The organism is Streptomyces sp. NPDC021096 (genome assembly GCF_040641275.1).
Lineage (GTDB): Bacteria > Actinomycetota > Actinomycetes > Streptomycetales > Streptomycetaceae > Streptomyces.
Map to the genome: position 1 here is coordinate 56,091 of NZ_JBFADG010000017.1, position 18,144 is coordinate 74,234.

Annotated in this window: 15 protein-coding genes; 8 read left to right on the forward strand and 7 right to left on the reverse strand. The window is 72.9% G+C overall.

What is annotated here, in order from left to right:
* The first annotated feature begins 207 nt into the window (after nt 1-207).
* The 3 genes from AB0G59_RS20920 to AB0G59_RS20930 all read left to right on the forward strand — a co-directional run bounded on the left by AB0G59_RS20920 (nt 208) and on the right by AB0G59_RS20930 (nt 3,532).
* Complete coding sequence (locus tag AB0G59_RS20920) at nt 208-1,128, forward strand: S1 family peptidase (protein ID WP_360913625.1); 921 nt, start codon at nt 208-210, stop codon at nt 1,126-1,128.
* Nucleotides 1,129-1,299: 171 nt separating this feature from the next.
* The gene (locus tag AB0G59_RS20925) at nt 1,300-2,154 is read left to right on the forward strand and encodes a slipin family protein (protein ID WP_360913627.1); all 855 of its coding nucleotides are present in this window, start codon (nt 1,300-1,302) and stop codon (nt 2,152-2,154) included.
* A gap of 298 nt (nt 2,155-2,452) precedes the next feature.
* Nucleotides 2,453-3,532, forward strand: a complete 1,080-nt coding sequence (locus AB0G59_RS20930; protein ID WP_360913629.1) for a S1 family peptidase — start codon at nt 2,453-2,455, stop codon at nt 3,530-3,532.
* An 81-nt stretch (nt 3,533-3,613) separates the two neighbouring features.
* Here AB0G59_RS20930 and AB0G59_RS20935 read toward each other — a convergent pair whose 3' ends face one another.
* Nucleotides 3,614-4,063: a subtilase-type protease inhibitor gene (locus AB0G59_RS20935; protein WP_360913631.1), complete on the reverse strand. Its 450-nt coding sequence runs from the start codon at nt 4,061-4,063 to the stop codon at nt 3,614-3,616.
* Nucleotides 4,064-4,501: 438 nt separating this feature from the next.
* Nucleotides 4,502-5,542 (reverse strand): DUF3533 domain-containing protein, encoded by a 1,041-nt coding sequence (locus tag AB0G59_RS20940; RefSeq protein ID WP_360913633.1) that lies wholly within the window; start codon nt 5,540-5,542, stop codon nt 4,502-4,504.
* Nucleotides 5,543-5,696: 154 nt separating this feature from the next.
* Here AB0G59_RS20940 and AB0G59_RS20945 point away from each other — a divergent pair, with 154 nt between their 5' ends.
* From AB0G59_RS20945 to AB0G59_RS20955, 3 genes are all read left to right on the forward strand, one after another.
* Complete coding sequence (locus AB0G59_RS20945; RefSeq protein WP_360913635.1) at nt 5,697-9,149, forward strand: DNA polymerase III subunit alpha; 3,453 nt, start codon at nt 5,697-5,699, stop codon at nt 9,147-9,149.
* A gap of 95 nt (nt 9,150-9,244) precedes the next feature.
* Nucleotides 9,245-10,219 (forward strand): hypothetical protein, encoded by a 975-nt coding sequence (locus AB0G59_RS20950; RefSeq protein WP_360913637.1) that lies wholly within the window; start codon nt 9,245-9,247, stop codon nt 10,217-10,219.
* A gap of 192 nt (nt 10,220-10,411) precedes the next feature.
* Nucleotides 10,412-11,251: an alpha/beta fold hydrolase gene (locus tag AB0G59_RS20955; RefSeq protein WP_360913738.1), complete on the forward strand. Its 840-nt coding sequence runs from the start codon at nt 10,412-10,414 to the stop codon at nt 11,249-11,251.
* A gap of 21 nt (nt 11,252-11,272) precedes the next feature.
* Here the strand turns inward: AB0G59_RS20955 and AB0G59_RS20960 are convergent, their stop codons facing one another.
* The 5 genes from AB0G59_RS20960 to AB0G59_RS20980 all read right to left on the reverse strand — a co-directional run bounded on the left by AB0G59_RS20960 (nt 11,273) and on the right by AB0G59_RS20980 (nt 15,808).
* A complete protein-coding gene (locus tag AB0G59_RS20960; protein WP_360913639.1) occupies nt 11,273-12,514 on the reverse strand; it encodes a cytochrome P450 in 1,242 nt (413 codons plus the stop codon).
* 40 nt (nt 12,515-12,554) lie between these two features.
* The gene (locus AB0G59_RS20965; RefSeq protein ID WP_360913641.1) at nt 12,555-13,343 is read right to left on the reverse strand and encodes an ABC transporter permease; all 789 of its coding nucleotides are present in this window, start codon (nt 13,341-13,343) and stop codon (nt 12,555-12,557) included.
* Nucleotides 13,340-14,317: an ATP-binding cassette domain-containing protein gene (locus AB0G59_RS20970; protein WP_360913643.1), complete on the reverse strand. Its 978-nt coding sequence runs from the start codon at nt 14,315-14,317 to the stop codon at nt 13,340-13,342. Before AB0G59_RS20970 ends, AB0G59_RS20965 begins: the two co-directional genes overlap by 4 nt.
* A gap of 48 nt (nt 14,318-14,365) precedes the next feature.
* Nucleotides 14,366-15,202: a DUF4097 family beta strand repeat-containing protein gene (locus AB0G59_RS20975; RefSeq protein WP_360913645.1), complete on the reverse strand. Its 837-nt coding sequence runs from the start codon at nt 15,200-15,202 to the stop codon at nt 14,366-14,368.
* Between the two features lie 81 nt (nt 15,203-15,283).
* Nucleotides 15,284-15,808, reverse strand: a complete 525-nt coding sequence (locus tag AB0G59_RS20980) for a hypothetical protein (protein ID WP_360913647.1) — start codon at nt 15,806-15,808, stop codon at nt 15,284-15,286.
* Between the two features lie 277 nt (nt 15,809-16,085).
* Between AB0G59_RS20980 and AB0G59_RS20985 the strand changes: the two genes are divergently transcribed.
* Nucleotides 16,086-16,601: a DUF402 domain-containing protein gene (locus tag AB0G59_RS20985; RefSeq protein ID WP_360913649.1), complete on the forward strand. Its 516-nt coding sequence runs from the start codon at nt 16,086-16,088 to the stop codon at nt 16,599-16,601.
* 12 nt (nt 16,602-16,613) lie between these two features.
* The gene (locus AB0G59_RS20990) at nt 16,614-18,125 is read left to right on the forward strand and encodes a carboxyl transferase domain-containing protein (protein WP_360913651.1); all 1,512 of its coding nucleotides are present in this window, start codon (nt 16,614-16,616) and stop codon (nt 18,123-18,125) included.
* Nucleotides 18,126-18,144: the final 19 nt, after the last annotated feature.

Consider the following 18,144-nt stretch of genomic DNA (forward strand, 5'->3'; position numbering starts at 1 on the left):
GGCCCCGGCGGCACACGAGCCGTCGGGGCTACTTGGCGTGCGCCGGGGGCGCGTCCGAAAGGTGCTCTTGCGCCGTGCGGTGCGGGGCCCGAATACTCCCGAACAGCGCTTGTCAGGGGCACGGCGAAAGTGGAACCGTGGTGTCCTTTTGGCTGCGCCTCACGGGTCCGCGCACCCGGGCCCCCGACCCCACTCGGGAGGAACAACGTGAGGATCAAGCGCACCACCCCCCGCGCCGGAATCGTCAGACGAGCCCGCATCGCCGCGGTGGCCTCCGGCCTCGCGGCCGTCTCCGCCCTCGCCGCCACCGACGCCCACGCCCAGGACGCCACGGCAGCAGCGCACTCGGCAGCGCGGCTGGCCGCCGTGAGCACGGCCGTCGAGTCGGCGGACGTCGCCGGCACCGCCTGGGTCGTCGACCCGCGGACCAACACGCTCGTGGTGACCGCCGACTCGAGCGTCTCCGACGCGGCCATAGCCCGGATCAGACGCCAGGCCGGGCCCGGTGCCGAAGCGTTGCGCGTCGAGCGCACCCCCGGCACCTTCCGCAAGCTCCTGGCCGGCGGCGACGCCGTCTACGCCCCGAGCTGGCGCTGCTCGGTGGGGTTCAACGTGCGCAAGGGCAGCACCTACTACTTCCTGACCGCGGGCCACTGCACCGAGGGCAAGCCGCAGTACTACGCCAACTCCTCCCACACCACCAGCATCGGCCCCACCACCGGAACCAGCTTCCCGGGCAACGACTACGGCATCGTGCAGTACGCCAACACCTCGATCGCCCACCCCAGCGCGGTCAACCTCTACAACGGCAGCTCGCAGCGCATCACCGGCGCCGGCAACGCGACGGTCGGCCAGAGCGTCCAGCGCAGCGGCTCCACGACCGGGCTCAAGAGCGGCAAGGTCACCGGACTGAACGCCACCGTCAACTACGGCAGCGGCCAGGTCGTCCGCGGCCTGATCAAGACCACGGTGTGCGCCGAGCCCGGCGACAGCGGCGGTGCCCTCTTCGCCGGCTCCACCGCCCTGGGCCTGACCTCCGGCGGCAGCGGCAACTGCCGCTCCGGCGGCACGACCTTCTTCCAGCCGGTCACCAAGGCGCTCAGCGCTTACGGGGTGAGCATCTTCTGACCCCGTACGTGACCGTCCCCGGCGTCTGACCGCGAGCGCGCTCCGCCCTTCCCCACGCCTGCGGCCAGCAGCACAGGGCCCCCGGCCCCCCAGTGGGGCCGGGGGCTCGACCACGGTCCGGTGCGGGCATACCGTGGACGTATCGCCTGACGTGCAACGCAGGGGGCCGTGATGGTCGAAGACCTCGTGGTGGCAGGAGTGGCCGTCGCCTCGACCGGTGCCGTCTACCTGGCGGCGGCGGCCCGGGTGGTCAAGCAGTACGAGCGCGGAGTGGTGCTGCGGCTGGGACGGCTGCGCTCCCAGATCCGTCAGCCGGGGTTCATCCTGATCGTTCCGGGTGTGGACCGGCTGCGGAAGGTGAACATGCAGATCGTCACCATGCCGGTGCCCGCCCAGGAAGGCATCACGCGGGACAACGTCACGGTGCGGGTCGACGCGGTCGTCTACTTCAAGGTCGTCGACCCCGCCGAGGCCGTCATCCAGGTGGAGGACTACCGCTTCGCGGTCTCCCAGATGGCCCAGACCTCGCTGCGCTCGATCATCGGCAAGAGCGACCTGGACGATCTTCTTTCCAACCGGGAGAAGCTCAACCAGGGGCTGGAGCTGATGCTCGACAGCCCCGCCGTGGGGTGGGGCGTGCACATCGACCGGGTGGAGATCAAGGACGTCTCGCTGCCGGAGACGATGAAGCGGTCGATGTCGCGGCAGGCCGAGGCGGAGCGGGAGCGCCGGGCCCGGGTGATCAACGCGGACGCCGAGCTGCTGGCCTCGAAGAAGCTGGCAGAGGCCGCGCAGACGATGTCGTCGCAGCCGTCCGCGCTGCAGCTGAGGCTGCTGCAGACGATCGTGGCGGTCGCCGCGGAGAAGAACTCCACGCTGGTGCTGCCCTTCCCCGTGGAGTTGCTGCGCTTCCTGGAGCGCTCGGCACAGCCGGGCGCGGAGGGTGCGGAGCAGGCGCCCGCGCAGGCGGCCGCGCCCCCCGGTCCGGAAACCGGGGAGGACGGGACGAGTATCGGACACGCCTAGGAGTCGCTTCCCGGGGGTAACCTCCCCCGGGCCGTGCCGCGTGCCGTGCCCGTGAAGTCCCCCGGCCACCGCGCCGCCGGAGTGGAAGTGCCCCGGCGGCGCGTCGCGCACGCGGGGGGCGTACGCATGACCATACGCGCGACTGGAAGTCGCCCTTGTGCACTCCCTTGCCCGATCGGGACACTCGACGGACCAACTTGGCATGGACGCGACCTCCTATCGGGGGTGCGGCTGTGTCGTTCGTCCTCCGGGCCCGCAGGCTTCAGTGCGGGTCCAACCCCCCACTGGAGGTGCCGAGTTGAAGTCCTTTCGGGTGTCCGTGCGGGCTGTTCTGGCCGGCGCGGCCGTCGTCGCCCTCACCGCCGTGACCCTGGCCCCGCAGCAGGCCCAGGCGGCCCCCGGGCCGGTCTCCGCCGCCCTCTCCCCGCTCTCCGCCCAACGGCTCGCCGTATCGCTCACCGACCGGCTCCAGGACTCCGCCGCCGGTTCGTACTACGACGACGGGGCCGGCGCCCTCGTGGTCAACGTCGTCGACCGGACCGCCGAGAAGATCGTCCGTGCGGCGGGCGCGCGGCCCCAGCGCGTCCGGTTCACCCAGGCCCGGCTCGACTCGACCCTGCTGGCGCTGAACGAGCGCGCCGTCATTCCCGGCACCGCCTGGGTGCAGGACCCCAGAGTCAACCGGGTCGTCGTCACCGCCGACCCCACCGTCACGGGCGCGAGGCGGGCACAGCTCGACAAGGTCGTCTCCGGCCTGGGGGAGACGGTGACGGTGCGCAGGATCTCCACCCGGCTCACCCGGTTCATGGAGGGCGGCGACGCCATCTGGGGCCCGAACGCCCGCTGTTCGCTCGGCTTCAACGTCAAAAAGGCCGGCAAGCCCGGCTTCCTCACGGCCGGCCACTGCGGCAACGCCGTGGCCACCTGGTCCGACACCCAGGGCGGCGCGCAGATCGCCAAGACCGAGGCGTCGACGTTCCCCGGCAGCGACCACGCCATCGCCCTCTACACCGCTGCCGTCGACTCCCGGAGCGCCGTGGACCTCTACAACGGCCGGTCGCAGGCCATCACTTCCGTCGGCGCGGCGACCGTCGGCGAGGCGGTCCAGCGCAGCGGCTCCACCACCGGGCTGCACGGCGGCAAGGTCACCGGCCTCAACGCCACGGTCAACTATGAGCAGGGGCAGGTCAAAGGTCTGATCCAGACCGACGTCTGCGCCGAGCCCGGGGACAGCGGCGGCCCTCTCTTCGACGGCCCCAAGGCGCTGGGGCTCCTCTCGGGCGGCAGCGGCAGCTGCGGCCTGCTGAGCCCGTCGAAGGTGACCTACTACCAACCGGTGCAGGCCGCCCTCGACGCCTACGGGGTGAGTCTGGGCTGACGCCCCCACGGACCGCGGCCCCCGGACACACCTCCACGGTGTCCGGGGGCCGCTGCACGTTCGGTGCCGACCGCTAGGGGGTCAGAACTCGAAGACCATGCCCTTGCCCGCCTTCATCTCGCACGGGTTGGCGAAGGTGCGCTCGAAGCTCACCCGACGGCCCTCCCAGACGCCTTCGGCGGTGACCACGCTCGGGTTCCACTCCCGGGTGCAGGCCGTGCCCTCCTTGATCTTGGTTACCTTCTCGAAGTCGCCGCCGGCCAGGCGCAGCTGGGCGCAGGCTCCGCGGGTGTTCGGGTGGGTGCCGTCGGCCTTGGGCATACAGGTGAGCGTTACCGCGCGCTGTATGCCCGCGGTCGCCGCCGAGTCGCCCTGACCCACCGTCAGCACCAGTGCGGAGGGCGCGTACAGACTCTGCGTCTGTGCCGCGGGTGCAGGCGCGGGTTCGGCGCTCGCCGACGTTCCGGCTCCCACCAGACCGCCCAGTGCCAGCGCGGCTCCCAGCGCGATCCCCCCAGTGATGTACCGCATTCCGAACACTCCCTTGTTCGTCGGTGCAGATAACGGACGGCAGTCTTGCCCAACTCGGGCATGAACGCACCCCGATCGAACACTTTCAGTCGTCGGATGAAAACCCTCAGTAGCGCTTGGTTCTGGCCGGATCCGAGGGGGGCAAGGTCACTCGAGCGACATCGGGGAAACATAGGGCGCTCTTTGATGCCCGACTTGTACGGGAAGGAGGGGGATTAATGTTTCAGGAGTGTTGACCAGCGGAGATGCCTTGTAATCATTGACGATACGTCAAGTCCGGCTTAGGAATAGTTGATCCGTAGGGGTCCTGGCGTTGAATTCAAGGGGTCAAGGGCCCCTTGGCCCAACCTCCGCTGTCCGGCCGAAAAGCGGCTCGGTGCCCGGCTCCGGGGCGTCCGAAGCGATCGCGGAGTGTCCGCAGCAATGGCCGAAGTCCGCTCAGACCGACCGTTCGGTCTCCCCCTTCCGGGCCCGGAATGCCGCACTCCAGAGGGTCGCCACGGTGCCGGCGACCGCCCAGGCGGACAGCACCAGCAGGGGGCAGGTCAGTGCGTTGCCCCGGAAGTAGGCGACGGACCGGGCCGACCAGGTGCCCGCGCCCGGCGGGAGGGCCGGGCCGATGGTGCGCCAGAAGGGCGGCAGCAGGGGATAGGGGTACGCCCCGCCCGCGCTGGGGTTGCCCAGCACCACGACGATCGCGATCGCCAGCCCGATGCCCACCACCCCCGCGAGCCCTTGCAGGGCCAGGGTCAGCGCCCCCACGGCGAAGACCACCAGCGCACCCACCCCCCACAGGCCCACGATGCCGCCGGGCAGCGCCCCCAGGACCGGGCCCGCGATGACCGCGCCGAGCAGGCCCGAGCCGATGGCATACAAGGCGATGGCCGCGAGCCGGATGACCGCCCGGTGGGGGTTGGCGGGCCGCGCGCCCGCGCTGATGGCGAGGATCGCGGCGCACAGATAGCCGCCCACGCACCACCCCACGACCAGATAGAACGAGGTCAGCCCGCGGGAGTCGCCGGAGGCGGCCGGGGCCACGTCGGTGACCTTCACCCTTCTCTGCTGGGCCTGTTCGACGCGGGTGACGACCGCCTCGGTGGCCTGGGCGAGCGAGGCCCCGGAGCCGCCGGCGACCAGCAGGGTGTCGGTGCTGCCGCGCGGGTCCACGATCAGCGCCGCGTCCAGCTCCCGGTCGCGGATCAGGGCGACGGCCGCCGCCTCGTCGCGCACCGTGCGCGGGTCCAGGGGGTCGCCGGGCAGGGCGGCCAGCTTCTCCACCAGCTGATCGTTCACCTGGGGCGGGGCGACCACGCCGATCGGGATGTCCCGGGGCTTCGGGCTGTGGAAGGCGCCGACGTAGGAGGCGATGAACGCGAGCTGCAGCACCAGCACGCCGATGACCAGGAGTGCGGCCCGGCCCGTCACGCCCTCCCGCACCTCCTGGAGGAAGCGGGTGCCACCGCTGGGGGAGAGGACCATGCCTCGAGCCTGCGAGAGGCGGGGGTGCGGCGCAGGCGGTGTGGGCCGTCCGGGCGACCCGCCCGTTCTATTCGTACGAACGTTCGAGAAGTGGTCTATGGTGGATAAGGAGGGGCGGTTTTCGGTCAGGGGGTGAGCACGGCAGGAGGGTGCGATGGGAAGGCCTTCGGCGTTCGCGCACCTGCACACCGCCTCGGGCTTCTCGATGCGGTACGGGGCCGCGCACCCCGAACGGCTGGCCGAGCGGGCGGCCGAGCGCGGCATGGACGCCCTCGCCCTCACCGACCGCGACAGCCTGGCCGGAGCGGTCCGGTTCGCCAGGGCCGCAGCCGAAGCCGGGGTGCGACCGCTGTTCGGCGTGGACCTGGCCGTACGCGAGCCGCTGCCGGAGCCCGGGCCCACGGTGCGCCGCCGCACCCCGGTGCGCGGCGGCGCCTTCGTCGACGAGTCCGCACCCCGCGCCGTCTTCCTCGCCCGCGCCGGGGCGCCCGCCTGGGCCGCGCTGTGCGGGCTGGTCTCCGCCGCCCACGCGGGCGGCACCGAGCGGCCCGAGCTGACCCGGGAGGACCTCGCGGCCGCCGCCGGCGGGGCCCGCGCCCCGCTGACCGTCCTGCTCGGCCCGGACTCCGAGGTCGGCCGCGCGCTGGCCGCCGGACGCCCCGACCGGGCCGCACGGCTCCTGCTGCCCTGGCGCGAAATGTTCGGTGACTCCCTGCGGCTGGAGACCGTCTGGCACGGCCGCGCCGGCACCGGCCCCGGCTCGCTGCGGCTCGCCGCCCGCACCGCCGGCTTCGCCGCCGAACAGGGCGTACGGGCCGTACTGACCAACGCCGTCCGCTACGCCGACCCCGGCCAGGGGCCCGTCGCCGACGTCCTCGACGCCGCCCGGCTCCTGGTGCCGATCGACCGCCGCAGGCCCGGGGCCCTGGACGGCGGCGAGCGCTGGCTCAAGGACCCGGCCGCCATGGCCGCCGCCGCCGAGCGGATCGCGGAGGCCGCCGGATTCCGCCGCGGGGCCGCGCACCGGCTGCTCACCATGACGCAGGAGACCGCCGCCGAGTGCCTCGTCGACCCCGAGGACGACCTGGGCCTGGGGTCCGTCCACTTCCCCGAGCCGCACCTGGTCGGCGCCGGCCGGCGCACCGCCGCCCGGGTGCTGCGCTCCCGCTGCGCCGGGGCCATGGTGCTGCGCGGCTACGACCGCGACCGCCGCTACTGGGACCGGCTGGAGGAGGAGCTGCGCATCATCGAACAGCGCGGCCTCCCCTCGTACTTCCTCACCGTCGCCCAGGTCGTCGACGACACCCGGGCGCTGGGCATCCGCGTCACCGCCCGGGGCTCCGGCGCGGGATCGCTGGTCAACCATCTGCTCGGCATCGCGCACGCCGACCCCGTCGCCCACGGCCTGCTGATGGAACGCTTCCTGTCCACGCGCCGCAAGGCGCTGCCCGACATCGACATCGACGTCGAGTCCGCCCGACGCCTGGACGTCTACCGCGCGATCTTCGACCGCTTCGGCAAGGAGCGCGTCGCCACCGTCTCCATGCCCGAGACCTACCGGATCCGGCACGCGATACGGGACGTCGGCGCGGCGCTGGGCATGGACCCCGCCGAGGTGGACCGGCTCGCCAAGGCCTTCCCGCACATCCGGGCCCGCGACGCCCGCGCGGCCCTGGCCGAACTGCCCGAGCTGCGCGGCGTGGCGGGGGAGGAGCACGGCCGGCTGTGGGAGCTGGTCGAGGCGCTGGACGGGCTGCCGCGCGGCATCGCCATGCACCCCTGCGGAGTGCTGCTCTCCGACGCCTCCCTGCGCGGGCGCACCCCCATCGTGCCCACCAGCGGCGAGGGGTTCGCGATGTCGCAGTTCGACAAGGACGACGTGGAGGAGCTGGGGCTGCTCAAGCTCGACGTGCTGGGCGTGCGGATGCAGTCCGCCATGGCGTACGCGGTGGGGGAGATCGAACGGGCCACCGGGCGCCGGATCGACCTCGACGACCCCGCGCAGGTGCCGCCGGGCGACCGCGGGACGTACGAGCTGATCCGCTCCGCCGAGACCCTCGGCTGCTTCCAGATCGAGTCGCCGGGCCAGCGGGACCTGATCGGACGGCTGCAGCCCTCGACCTTCCACGACCTCGTCGTCGACATCTCGCTGTTCCGGCCGGGCCCGGTCGCCGCCGACATGGTCCGCCCCTTCATCGAGGCCCGGCACGGCCGGGCCCCCGCCCGCTATCCGCACCCCGATCTGGCGGACGTGCTGCGCGAGACCTACGGCGTGGTCGTCTTCCACGAGCAGATCATCGAGATCCTGCGGATCATGACCGGCTGCGACCGGGGCTTCGCCGACGAGACCCGGCGTGCGCTGTCCGACCCCGCCCTGCTGGGCCGGGTACGGGCCTGGTTCGCGGAGCGGGCGGGGAAGCGGGGCTACGCGCCGGAGGTCGTCCACCGCACCTGGGAGATCGTCGATGCGTTCGGTTCGTACGGCTTCTGCAAGGCGCACGCCGTGGCCTTCGCCGTGCCGACCTACCAGTCGGCCTGGCTCAAGGCCCACCACCCGGCGGCCTTCTACGCCGGGCTGCTCACGCACGACCCCGGGATGTACCCCAAGCGGCTGCTGCTCGCGGACGCGCGGCGGCGCGGGGTGCCGATCCTGCCGCTGGACGTGAACCGGTCGGACGCCACCTATTCGATCGAACTGGTGTCCGGGAACCGGGGTCTCTTCGGTATCCGCCTCGCCCTCTCCGAGGTACAGGGCATCTCCGGGGCCGAGGTGCGGCGGATCGTCGACGGACGCCCGTACACCTCGCTCCAGGACCTGTGGCAGCGCGCCCACCCCGCCCGGCCCGTCGCCGAACGGCTGGCGCGGGTCGGCGCGCTGGACGCCTTCGGCACCAACCGCCGGGACCTGCTGCTGCACATCGCCGAGCTGCATGCGCGCCGCCGCGCCGGCTCCACGGCCCAGCCGACGCTGATCGACAGCGCCCGGGCCGAGCCGGTCGGCCTGCCCGACCTCGACGCGCGGGAGCGGCTCGGCGCGGAGCTGAACGTCCTCGGCATGGACGCCTCGCGCCACCTGATGTCCGACCACCGGGCGTTCCTGGCGGAGCTGGGCGCGATCCCCGCCCGGCGGCTGCGCGACGCGCGGCACGGCGAGACCGTCCTGGTCGCGGGCGCCAAGGCCGCCACCCAGACGCCACCGGTCCGCTCGGGCCGGCGGGTCATCTTCACCACCCTCGACGACGGCACGGGCCTGGTCGACTGCGCCTTCTTCGACGACAGCCACGAGGCGTGCGCCCACACGGTCTTCCACTCCTGGCTGCTGCTTGTACGGGGCGTGGTCCAGCGGCGCGGGCCGCGCAGCCTGAGCGTGGTGGGCGCGGCTGCGTGGGATCTGGCGGAGCTCACGGCGCTGCGGGCGGAGGGGGGACTGGGGGCGGTGGCGGAGGTGCTGGCGCATCCTGCGGTTTCCGCCGGTGGACATCCGGAGCGGCGCATCCGGATGTCCACCGGGTACGCCATGCATCCGTGGGCGGACCTGCAGCCGGCGGGTGAGGGGGCGGCCACGGGGCGCAAGTTGTGGCACGCGAGCCAGGGGAGTGCCGGATGAGTGGGCGAGGGCGTTCACTGCGGGCCGGTGGTCCCGTTGTGCCCACCCGTTCCGCCCTGCGGAACGATTGCCCACAACGCGGTGCCGTTCTGTACGTGCACTTCCATCCTGCCTGCGGGACTGTCCTCGACGAGGAGACCTACGACGGGCTGCTCGCGTTGCTCGCCGAGGTCACGCCCGTCGTGCAGGCGCTGCCGCCCGACGCCGCGCTCATGGACGTCCGGGGCGCCGTGCGCTACTTCGGGCACGGGCCGGAAGAGCTCGCGGAGCTGCTGCGGGTGCGTACGCTCGCGCGGTACGGGGTGGACTGCACGATCGGGATCGCCGGCAATCCGATGCTCGCGCGGATGGCCGCGCAGGACGGGGCGCCCGGAGCGGTCCGTACGCTCTCCGGCGAGCCGGAGGCCGTGGCCGCGTTCCTGGCCCGCAAGCCCGCCGCCGCGCTGTACGGGGTGGGGCCCGCCACCGCCCGCACCCTGTGCTCGTACGGGCTCGACAGCATCGGGCGGATCGCCGACGCGCCGCTGGGCGCGCTGCAGCGCATCCTCGGCGCGGCCGCCGGGCGGCGGATCCACGAGCGGGCGCGCGGCCTCGACCCCACGCCCGTCACCCCGGACGCCCGGGCCCGCTCCATGGGAGCGGAACACCGCTTCGGCGGCGACGAACTGGACGCCGCACACCGGCGCCACGCGCTGCTCGCGCTCGCCGACGGGCTGGGCGCCCGGCTGCGGGGGAGCGGACAGGTCGCACGGGGGCTGAAGCTCACCGTCCGCTACGCCGACGGCTCGTCGACGACCCGGTCCCGGACCTTCACCGAGCCGACCGCGCACACCCCCGAACTGACCGCCGCGGCCTACGCGCTGCACGCCTCCCTCGCGCTGCAGCGGGCCAGGGTGCGGGCCGTGGCGCTGCGCGCGGAAGGGCTGTGCGACGCGCGCCTCGCCGCGCACCAGCTGACGTTCGACCCCGCCGACGAGAAGGCGCGGCGCGTGGAGGCCGCCGTGGACCGGGCGCGGGCGCGCTTCGGCGTGGGGGCCGTGGGGCCCGCCGCCACCTTGTACGTGGCCTGAATCTTTCGTGGGCAACTGTTGGAACTTGCTTGACGAAAGCAAAAGATTGCCCGCACCCTACTGAAGAGTAATTAACGCCCATTTAATGCGCCCGCAACACAGTTGCCGGTGCTGTTCGGCATACCCACCCCCCACCTGCGAGGAGTTCGAGTGACGCTGCGCCGTAGCCCCCGGAGACCGTTCCAATCGATCCTGTCCGCGTTGGCTCTGACCGTGGCGGCCGCCGCGGTTCCGGGGACCGCGGCAGCTGCTCCCAGCACCGCGGAGACCGTCAGCCGTGGCTGGAACGACTACTCCTGCAAGCCCTCCGCCGCCCACCCCCGGCCCGTCGTCCTGGTGCACGGCACGCTCGAGAACGCGAAGAGCAACTGGTGGGCCTTCGCGCCCTACTTGGTGAACCGGGGCTACTGCGTCTTCTCCTTCGACTACGGCAAGCTGCCCGGCGTCCCCGCCTTCCACGGCCTCGGGCCGGTCGCGAAGTCGGCGGAGGAACTGGCCGGGGACGTCGACAAGGTGCTGGCCGCCACGGGCGCGGACAAGGTCGACATCGTCGGCCACTCGCAGGGCGGGATGCTCCCCCGTCAGTACATGAAGTTCAACGGCGGTGCGAAGAAGGTGGGCGCCCTGGTCGGCATCGCGCCCAACAACCACGGCACCACCCTGTCCGGGCTGACCAAGCTGCTGGACATCGTCCCCGGCGCCCGCGGCGTGATCGGCAGCACGGCCCCCGGCCTGACCGACCAGGTCGTCGGCTCGGACTTCATGAAGCGCCTCAACGAGGGCGGCGACACCGTCCCCGGCGTGCGCTACACCGTCATCGCGACCCGCTACGACGAGGTCGTCACGCCCTACGAGACGCAGTTCCTCTCCGGGCCGAACGTCCGCAACGTCCTGGTCCAGGACCTGTGCCCGGTCGACATCTCCATGCACCTGACCCTCGGCACGATCGACCGCGTCGCCTTCCACGAGGCCGCCAACGCCCTCGACCCCGCCAACGCCACCCCGGCGAACTGCGCGTCGATGGTGAGCTGACGGGGTCCCGCATCCCGTGCGTCAGGCCGGTTCCTCGTCCCAGGCGACGGGGAGCCGGTGCACTCCGTGGATGCTCATGCCGGTGCGCAGGGGCACCTCCGCGGGCGGGACGGCTAGGCGCAGGTCCGGGAAGCGGGTGAAGAGCGCCGGCAGGGCGACCCGCATCTCGACGCGGGCCAGTTGCTGGCCCAGGCACTGGTGGATGCCGTGGCCGAAGGCCAGATGGCCGGTGGCCTTGCGGCGCAGGTCGAGGGTGTCGGGGTCCGGGAAGCGCGCCGGGTCCCGGTTGGCGGCCTGGAGCGAGACGGTGACCGACTCGCCGGCCCTGATGAGGATGCCGTCCAGCTCGACGTCCTCCAGGGCCACCCGGACCCCGGTGTGGGCGATGCTCAGATAGCGCAGGAGCTCTTCCACGGCCTGGTCGGCGAGTTCGGGGCCGGCGCTCAGGGCGGCCGCCTGCCCGGGGTTGCCGAGGAGGGCGAAGGTGCCCAGGGCGATCATGTTGGCGGTGGTGTCGAGGCCCGCGGCGAGGAGGAATCCGCCGAGGCCGGCGAGCTCGGCGTCGGTGAGATCGGTGGTGGTCAGGTCGCTGAGGATGTCCTCGGTGGGGGCGGCCCGCTTGGCCAGCACCAGCTCGTGGACGAACTCCGCGAGCGCGTTCACGGCCTCCATCTGCTGCTCGACGGTCGAGGCCGGGTCGCTGATCGCCGCGGCGCGCCAGATGAAGACCTCGCGCTCGGCCTCGGGCACGCCGAGGAGTTCGCAGATCATCAGGGCCGGGACGGGGTGGGCGTAGGCCTCCACCAGGTCCACCACCGGGCCGTTCCGCTCCATGGCGTCGAGGTGCTCGGTGGCGATCTGCTCGACGCGCGCGGTGAGTTCGCGCATCCGGCGGACCGTGAACTTGCCGGCGAGCAGCCGCCGGTAGCGGGTGTGCTCGGGCGGGTCGATGCCGGTGAGGTCGCCGACCGGGGCTGGGGGGATCTCGGTGAGCTCCTCCGTGCCCGGGAAGGGGGAGTGCATGAGCTCGTAGCGAGAGCTGAAGCGGGGGTCGGAGGAGACGGCGCGGGCCGTGGAGTACCCGGTGGCCAGCCAGCCTAAGTGGCCGTCGGGGTAGCGCATCCGCACGAGCGGCTGCCGCTCGCGCAGCTCCGCCAGCCCGGCGGGCGGGTCGAAGGGGCAGCCCGCGGGGCGGCCCGTCGGCAGTTCCTCGACCACAGGGGCCGTCTGCTCGGGGGAGTGTGCCGGGGTTTCTCGTCGCATGGTGTCCTCCGGTGAGGGTGGTGGTGGGACGACGGGCGGTTCAGCGGCGGGCGCCGCGGTGGAAGGCGGAGCGGGCCCACAGGTAGCCGACGAGGCTCAGGCCGGTGCACCAGGCGAGGGCCACGACGCCGCTGTCGCCGATCCCGGTGCCCATCAGCAGGCCGCGGAGGGTCTCGTTGACCGGGGTGAAGGGCTGGTGGTCGGCGAACCAGCGCATCCAGGACGGCATGGTGTCGGTGGGCACGATGGCGCTGCCCAGGAAGGGGAGGAGGGTGATCGGCATGGGCAGGTTGGAGGCGGACTCGACGGTCTTGGCGACCAGGCCCATGGCGGCCGAGATCCACGTCAGCGCGAAGGCGAGGAAGGCGAGGAGGCCGGTGGCGGCCAGCCACTCCAGGGCGGTGGCGTCGGGACGGAACCCGATGGCGAAGGCGACGGCGGTGACCACGGCCGTGCCGAGGGCGGTCTGGACGAGATTGCCGAGGACGTGGCCGGTGAGGAAGGAGGTGTGGGACATGGGCATGGTGCGGAAGCGGTTGACGATGCCTTCCGTCTTGTCCATGCAGACGCCGAGCGCGGCACCGATGGAGCCGGTGGCGACGGTCATCAGGATGATCCCCGGGGCGATGTAGTCGATGTAGTCGCCCTTCACCTGGGGGCCCTGGATTCCCGTCCCGAGCGCGCCGCCGAAGGCGTAGTTGAAGAGGAGGAGGAAGAGGACCGGCATCAGGACGATGGTCACGACCACGGTCGGGTAGCGCACCGCGCGCTTCATGTTCCGGCGGAACATGGTGACGGAGTCGCGGGCGGCGTAGGAGAGGGTGCTCATCGGGAGGTCTCCTGCTTGTCGGAGCCGGTCAGGGTGAGGAAGACGTCGTCGAGGTCCGGCGTGTGCTGGGAGAGGGCCTCGGGGGTGATGCCGGCGTCGTCGAGGACGTCCAGGACGGCGCGGAGGGTGGGGACGGAGCCGTCGGAGGGGATCTGGAGGGTGAGTTCCTCGTCGTTGCGGCCGGTGGCGGGGAAGTGGGCGGCGGCCAGGTCCAGGGCGGCCGGGTCGGCGAACCTCAGGGAGATGTGGCCGCCGGGGATGAGCCGCTTGAGCTCTTCCGCGGTGCCTTCGGCGATCAGCTTTCCGCCGTCCAGTACGGCGATGCGGTCGGCCAGTTGGTCGGCCTCCTCCAGGTACTGGGTGGTGAGGAAGATCGTCACGCCGTCGTCGGCGACCAGGGAGCGGATGATCTCCCACATGGTGCGGCGGGAGCGCGGGTCCAGGCCGGTGGTGGGCTCGTCGAGGAAGATCACGCGCGGGTCGCCGACCAGGGTCATCGCGAGGTCGAGCTTGCGGCGCATGCCGCCGGAGTAGGTGGTGACCGGCTTCCTGGCCGCCTCGGTGAGGTCGAAGCGGCGCAGAAGTTCGGCGGCCCGTCGGCGGCCCTCGCGGCGGGGCAGATGGTGCAGGTCCGCCATGAGCATCAGGTTCTCCTCGGCGTTGAGGAGGTTGTCGACGGCGGCGAACTGGCCGGTGACGCCGATCGCGGCGCGGACCGCGTCGGCCTCGCGGGCCAGGTCGTGGCCGGCGAGCGTCACCTCTCCCGCGTCGGCGGGGATGAGGGTGGAGAGGATCTGCACGGTGGTGGTCTTGCCCGCGCCGTTGGGCCCGAGCAGCGCGAAGACCGTGCCCCGGGGGATCGTCAGGTCGATGCCGTCGAGCACCGTCTTCCCGCCGTAGGACTTGGACAGTCCCCTGACGGTGATGGCCGGTGCGACGGGCGGCGCGAAGATCGCGGCATTGGTCATGATCATGACAGTCCTGTCTGTGTGCGGTATCGCCGGGAGGGGTCGGTCATCCGGTCAGGGGCGGCGGATCACGATGTCGCCGACCCCGGTGCGGGCGCGCACCTCGACGGTCTCCTGGGCGGCGCCGGGGCCGTCGGAGGCGCCGAGGGAGTTGTGCACGCCGCCGGCGCCGGTGTGCACGTCGAGCCAGGCGGCGGTGGACCCGTTGATGCCGACCTCCACGTCGCCCGCGGCGGTGTGGAGCGTCACCTGACCACGCGTCACATCCCCGACGCGCAGGGAGCCGTTGGCGGACCTGGCGTTGACCGAGGCGTGGGCGACGTCGACGGAGATGCGGCCGTTGGAGGAGTTCGCCCTCAGGTCGCCGGTGACCGAGCCGATCGAGGTCTCGCCGTTGCCGTTCTTGACGACGGCCGCGCCCGCGATCTCGCCGACCTCGATCCGGCCCGCTCCGACGATCTCGGCGTCGCCCGACACGCGGTCCACTCGGATGTCGCCCCAGCTGCTCCTGAGGTTCACGGTCGTCGCCTCGTCGACCTGGATGTCACCCATGGACGTCTTGATCCGGCACTCCCCGAAGCGGCCCTCGCAGAGGAAGTCCGCCATGGGCGTGATGCCCCGCACGTCCGACCCGGCCGGCAGCTCGACGCTCACCCGGAGCGCCCCGCTCTTGCCGAACAGGGAGCGCTTCCTCGGTCCCTTGATCGAGAGCGTGCCGCCCGAGAAGACGACCTTGGTCTGCTCCGCGGCCCGTACGTCGATGTCGGCGGCGGCGTTGGCGGGCAGCACCTCGACGACCGTGTCGAGGCGCTTTCCGGCGGTGATCCGGGCGGTCCCGAGGTCGAATTCGAGGACGACGGAGATCGGTTCGGGAGTGTCGAAAGCAGGCATGGCGGTTCCGTCCTCGTGGCTGTGGAGTGTGTTCCCGCCGGTGGGGCGGGTGAGGAAGAAGTGGTGCGGAGGGCGGGTCCGCTAGCGGACCCAGCCCGTGAAGCTCTGCCGGCCCTGATGGCGGCTGCTGCCTGCGGGGCGGGCGGGCTTGCCGGGCTCCAGGGCGGTGGCGACGGCCCGTACCAGCCAGGCGTTGACCGACAGGCCCTCCTGCCCGGCGGCGTCCTCGACCCGGGCCTTGAGGTGCGCGGGGAGGCGGAAGTTGATGCGCGCCGTGCCGCCCTCGTCGCCGTCCGCGGCGACGAGGGGCGCGGGCGCCGGCACGCTCTCGGGCTCCCCGCCCCGCTCGTACGCCTCCGGGGCCGGCGGCGGCGTCACCACGAACTCGGGGTCCGTCCCGCGCAGCCGTACGTCGACGGAGCCCGGCGCGAGGTCGCGGGTGACCTCGTCCATGGCGGCGGACAGCGCGTTCAACAGGGTCAGCCGGGCGGCCGACTCCAAGGGCGCGGTGAGCCGCTCGGCCAGGGCGCGGGCGTCGTCCCCGCCCGCATCGGCGGCGACCGCGAGCTCGTGGCGGAGGTTGTCGACATAGGGCGTGAGGTCCATGACGTCATCATGGCACCACTATGGCGCCACGGCAAGTCGTGATGGCGCATTGATGGCGCCAAGTGGCGTTACGTGGCGCCATGCGGTGCCATCCGGTGCCACCGGGTCGTGCGCCGGGGCCCGGACATGGTGAGGGCGGGCCGGCCAGGACGCTGTCCCGCATTCCCGCGAGCACCTCGCCGGCCGTGGACCGCCCGGTAAATCAGTGGCTCCGGACCCCCTCGCCGGGAGACGCTGCCGCCGTTGACCAGCGGCGAGGCACGGAGGCTTCCTCATCATGACCAGTACAGCGGCGGCGACCCTGACGACGGGGGCCGCGGTGGCCGTCTTCCTGCGGAAGGCGGGCCGGATCAAGGTGCGCTACTCCGCCGCCGTCGTCCACGACGACGGCACGCGCGTCGTCGTACGGGCGCCGTGGGCGGGGGCGCAGACGCGCGACTTCGGCTTCGTGCGGTTCGAGGACGGCGACGTGTTCACCGAGCACTACTGGCGCGACCGCTGGTACGCCGTCAAGGAGGTGCGGGACGCGGGCGGGGTGCTCAAGGGCTGGTACTGCGACGTCACCCGCCCGGCGCACGCCGAGCAGGGCGCGATCGTCGTCGAGGACCTCGATCTGGACCTGTGGGTCTCGGCGGACGGCTCCGCCGTACTGCGCCTGGACGAGGACGAGTTCGCCGACAGCGGCCTGGACGGCAGCGACCCCGACGCCGCGCGGGCGGCCCGCTCGGCGCTGGACGAGCTGGAGGCGCTGGCCCGGTCGGGCGGTCTCGGTGGCCTTCTCGCCCTGGCGTGACAGGCTGTCACCATGGCCGACTCCAGCAATCGCACGTCCGCGCTCGATCTGATCCTGGCCGCCGTCGACCCCGGCAGCTGGCGGTGCTGGGACGCCCCCGTCGCGGTGACGGCGGACGACCCCGGCTACCGCGCCGACCTGCTGGCGGCGCGGGAGCGGACCGGGCTCGACGAGTCCGTCGTCACCGGCGAGGGGCGGGTGGCCGGGCGCCGGGTGGCCCTCGTGGCCTGTGAGTTCCGCTTCCTGGCCGGGTCGATCGGGGTCGCGGCGGGGGAGCGGCTGGTGCGGGCCGTGGAGCGGGCGACGGCCGAGGGGCTGCCGCTGCTGGCGGCGCCCGCCTCGGGCGGCACCCGGATGCAGGAGGGCACCATCGCCTTCCTGCAGATGGTGAAGGTGACCGCCGCGATCACCGACCACAAGGCGGCAGGGCTGCCCTACCTCGTCTATCTGCGGCACCCCACGACCGGCGGCGTGCTGGCCTCGTGGGGCTCGCTGGGCCACCTCACCGCCGCCGAGCCCGGCGCCCTCATCGGCTTCCTGGGGCCCCGGGTGCACGAGGCGCTGTACGGCGAGGAGTTCCCGCCCGGCGTACAGGTCGCCGAGAACCTGCTGGCGAACGGCCTGGTGGACGCGGTGCTGCCTGCGGGGCGGCTGTCGGAGGTCGCGGCGCGGGCGCTGTCCGTGCTGTGCGACGACGCCGCGGAGCCCGCGGCGCCCGCACCGGATCCCGCGCCCGGGGCGAGCGCCGAGGCGCCCCCGGCCGAGGAGTCGATCCGCCGCTCGCGCCGCCCCGACCGGCCCGGCGTACGGGAGTTCCTGCGCGCCGCCGCCACCGACGTCACGCTCTTGAGCGGTACGGGCGCGGGGGAGCGCGATCCGGGGCTGCTGCTCGCCCTCGCGCGCGTGGACGGCACACCGTGCGTGGTGCTCGGCCACGACCGCGGCAGCCATCCCGACCCGGCCACCGGGCAGGCGCTGGGGCCGGCGGGGCTGCGGGCGGCCCGGCGGGGCATGCGGATCGCCGCGGAACTGGACCTGCCGTTGCTGACCGTCGTGGACACCGCCGGGGCGGCCCTCTCGCGGGAGGCCGAGGAGGGCGGGCTCGCCGGGGAGATCGCCCGCTGCCTCGCCGACCTGGTCGATCTGTCCGCACCCACCCTGTGCCTGCTGCTGGGTCAGGGCGCGGGCGGGGCGGCCCTGGCGCTGCTGCCGGCGGACCGGGTGGTGGCGGCACGGCACGCCTGGCTGTCGCCGCTGCCGCCCGAGGGGGCGTCGGCGATCCTGCACCGGACGACGGAGCGGGCCTACGAGGTCGCGGGGCGTCAGGGAGTGCGCTCCGCCGACCTCTTGGCGAACGGGATCGTGGACCGCATCGTAGAAGAGGAAGGGAACTTCCTTTCGGTCCTTGGTCGGGTGATCGGAGCGGAAATGGCTGCTCTCAGGGCGCGTGACCAGCACGAGCGGCGCTCGGGACGCCGTGCGCGCTATCGGCGCCTCGGTGGCGCAGGTGGCACCTCGTCATAAAGAAATACGGGCATTGCGG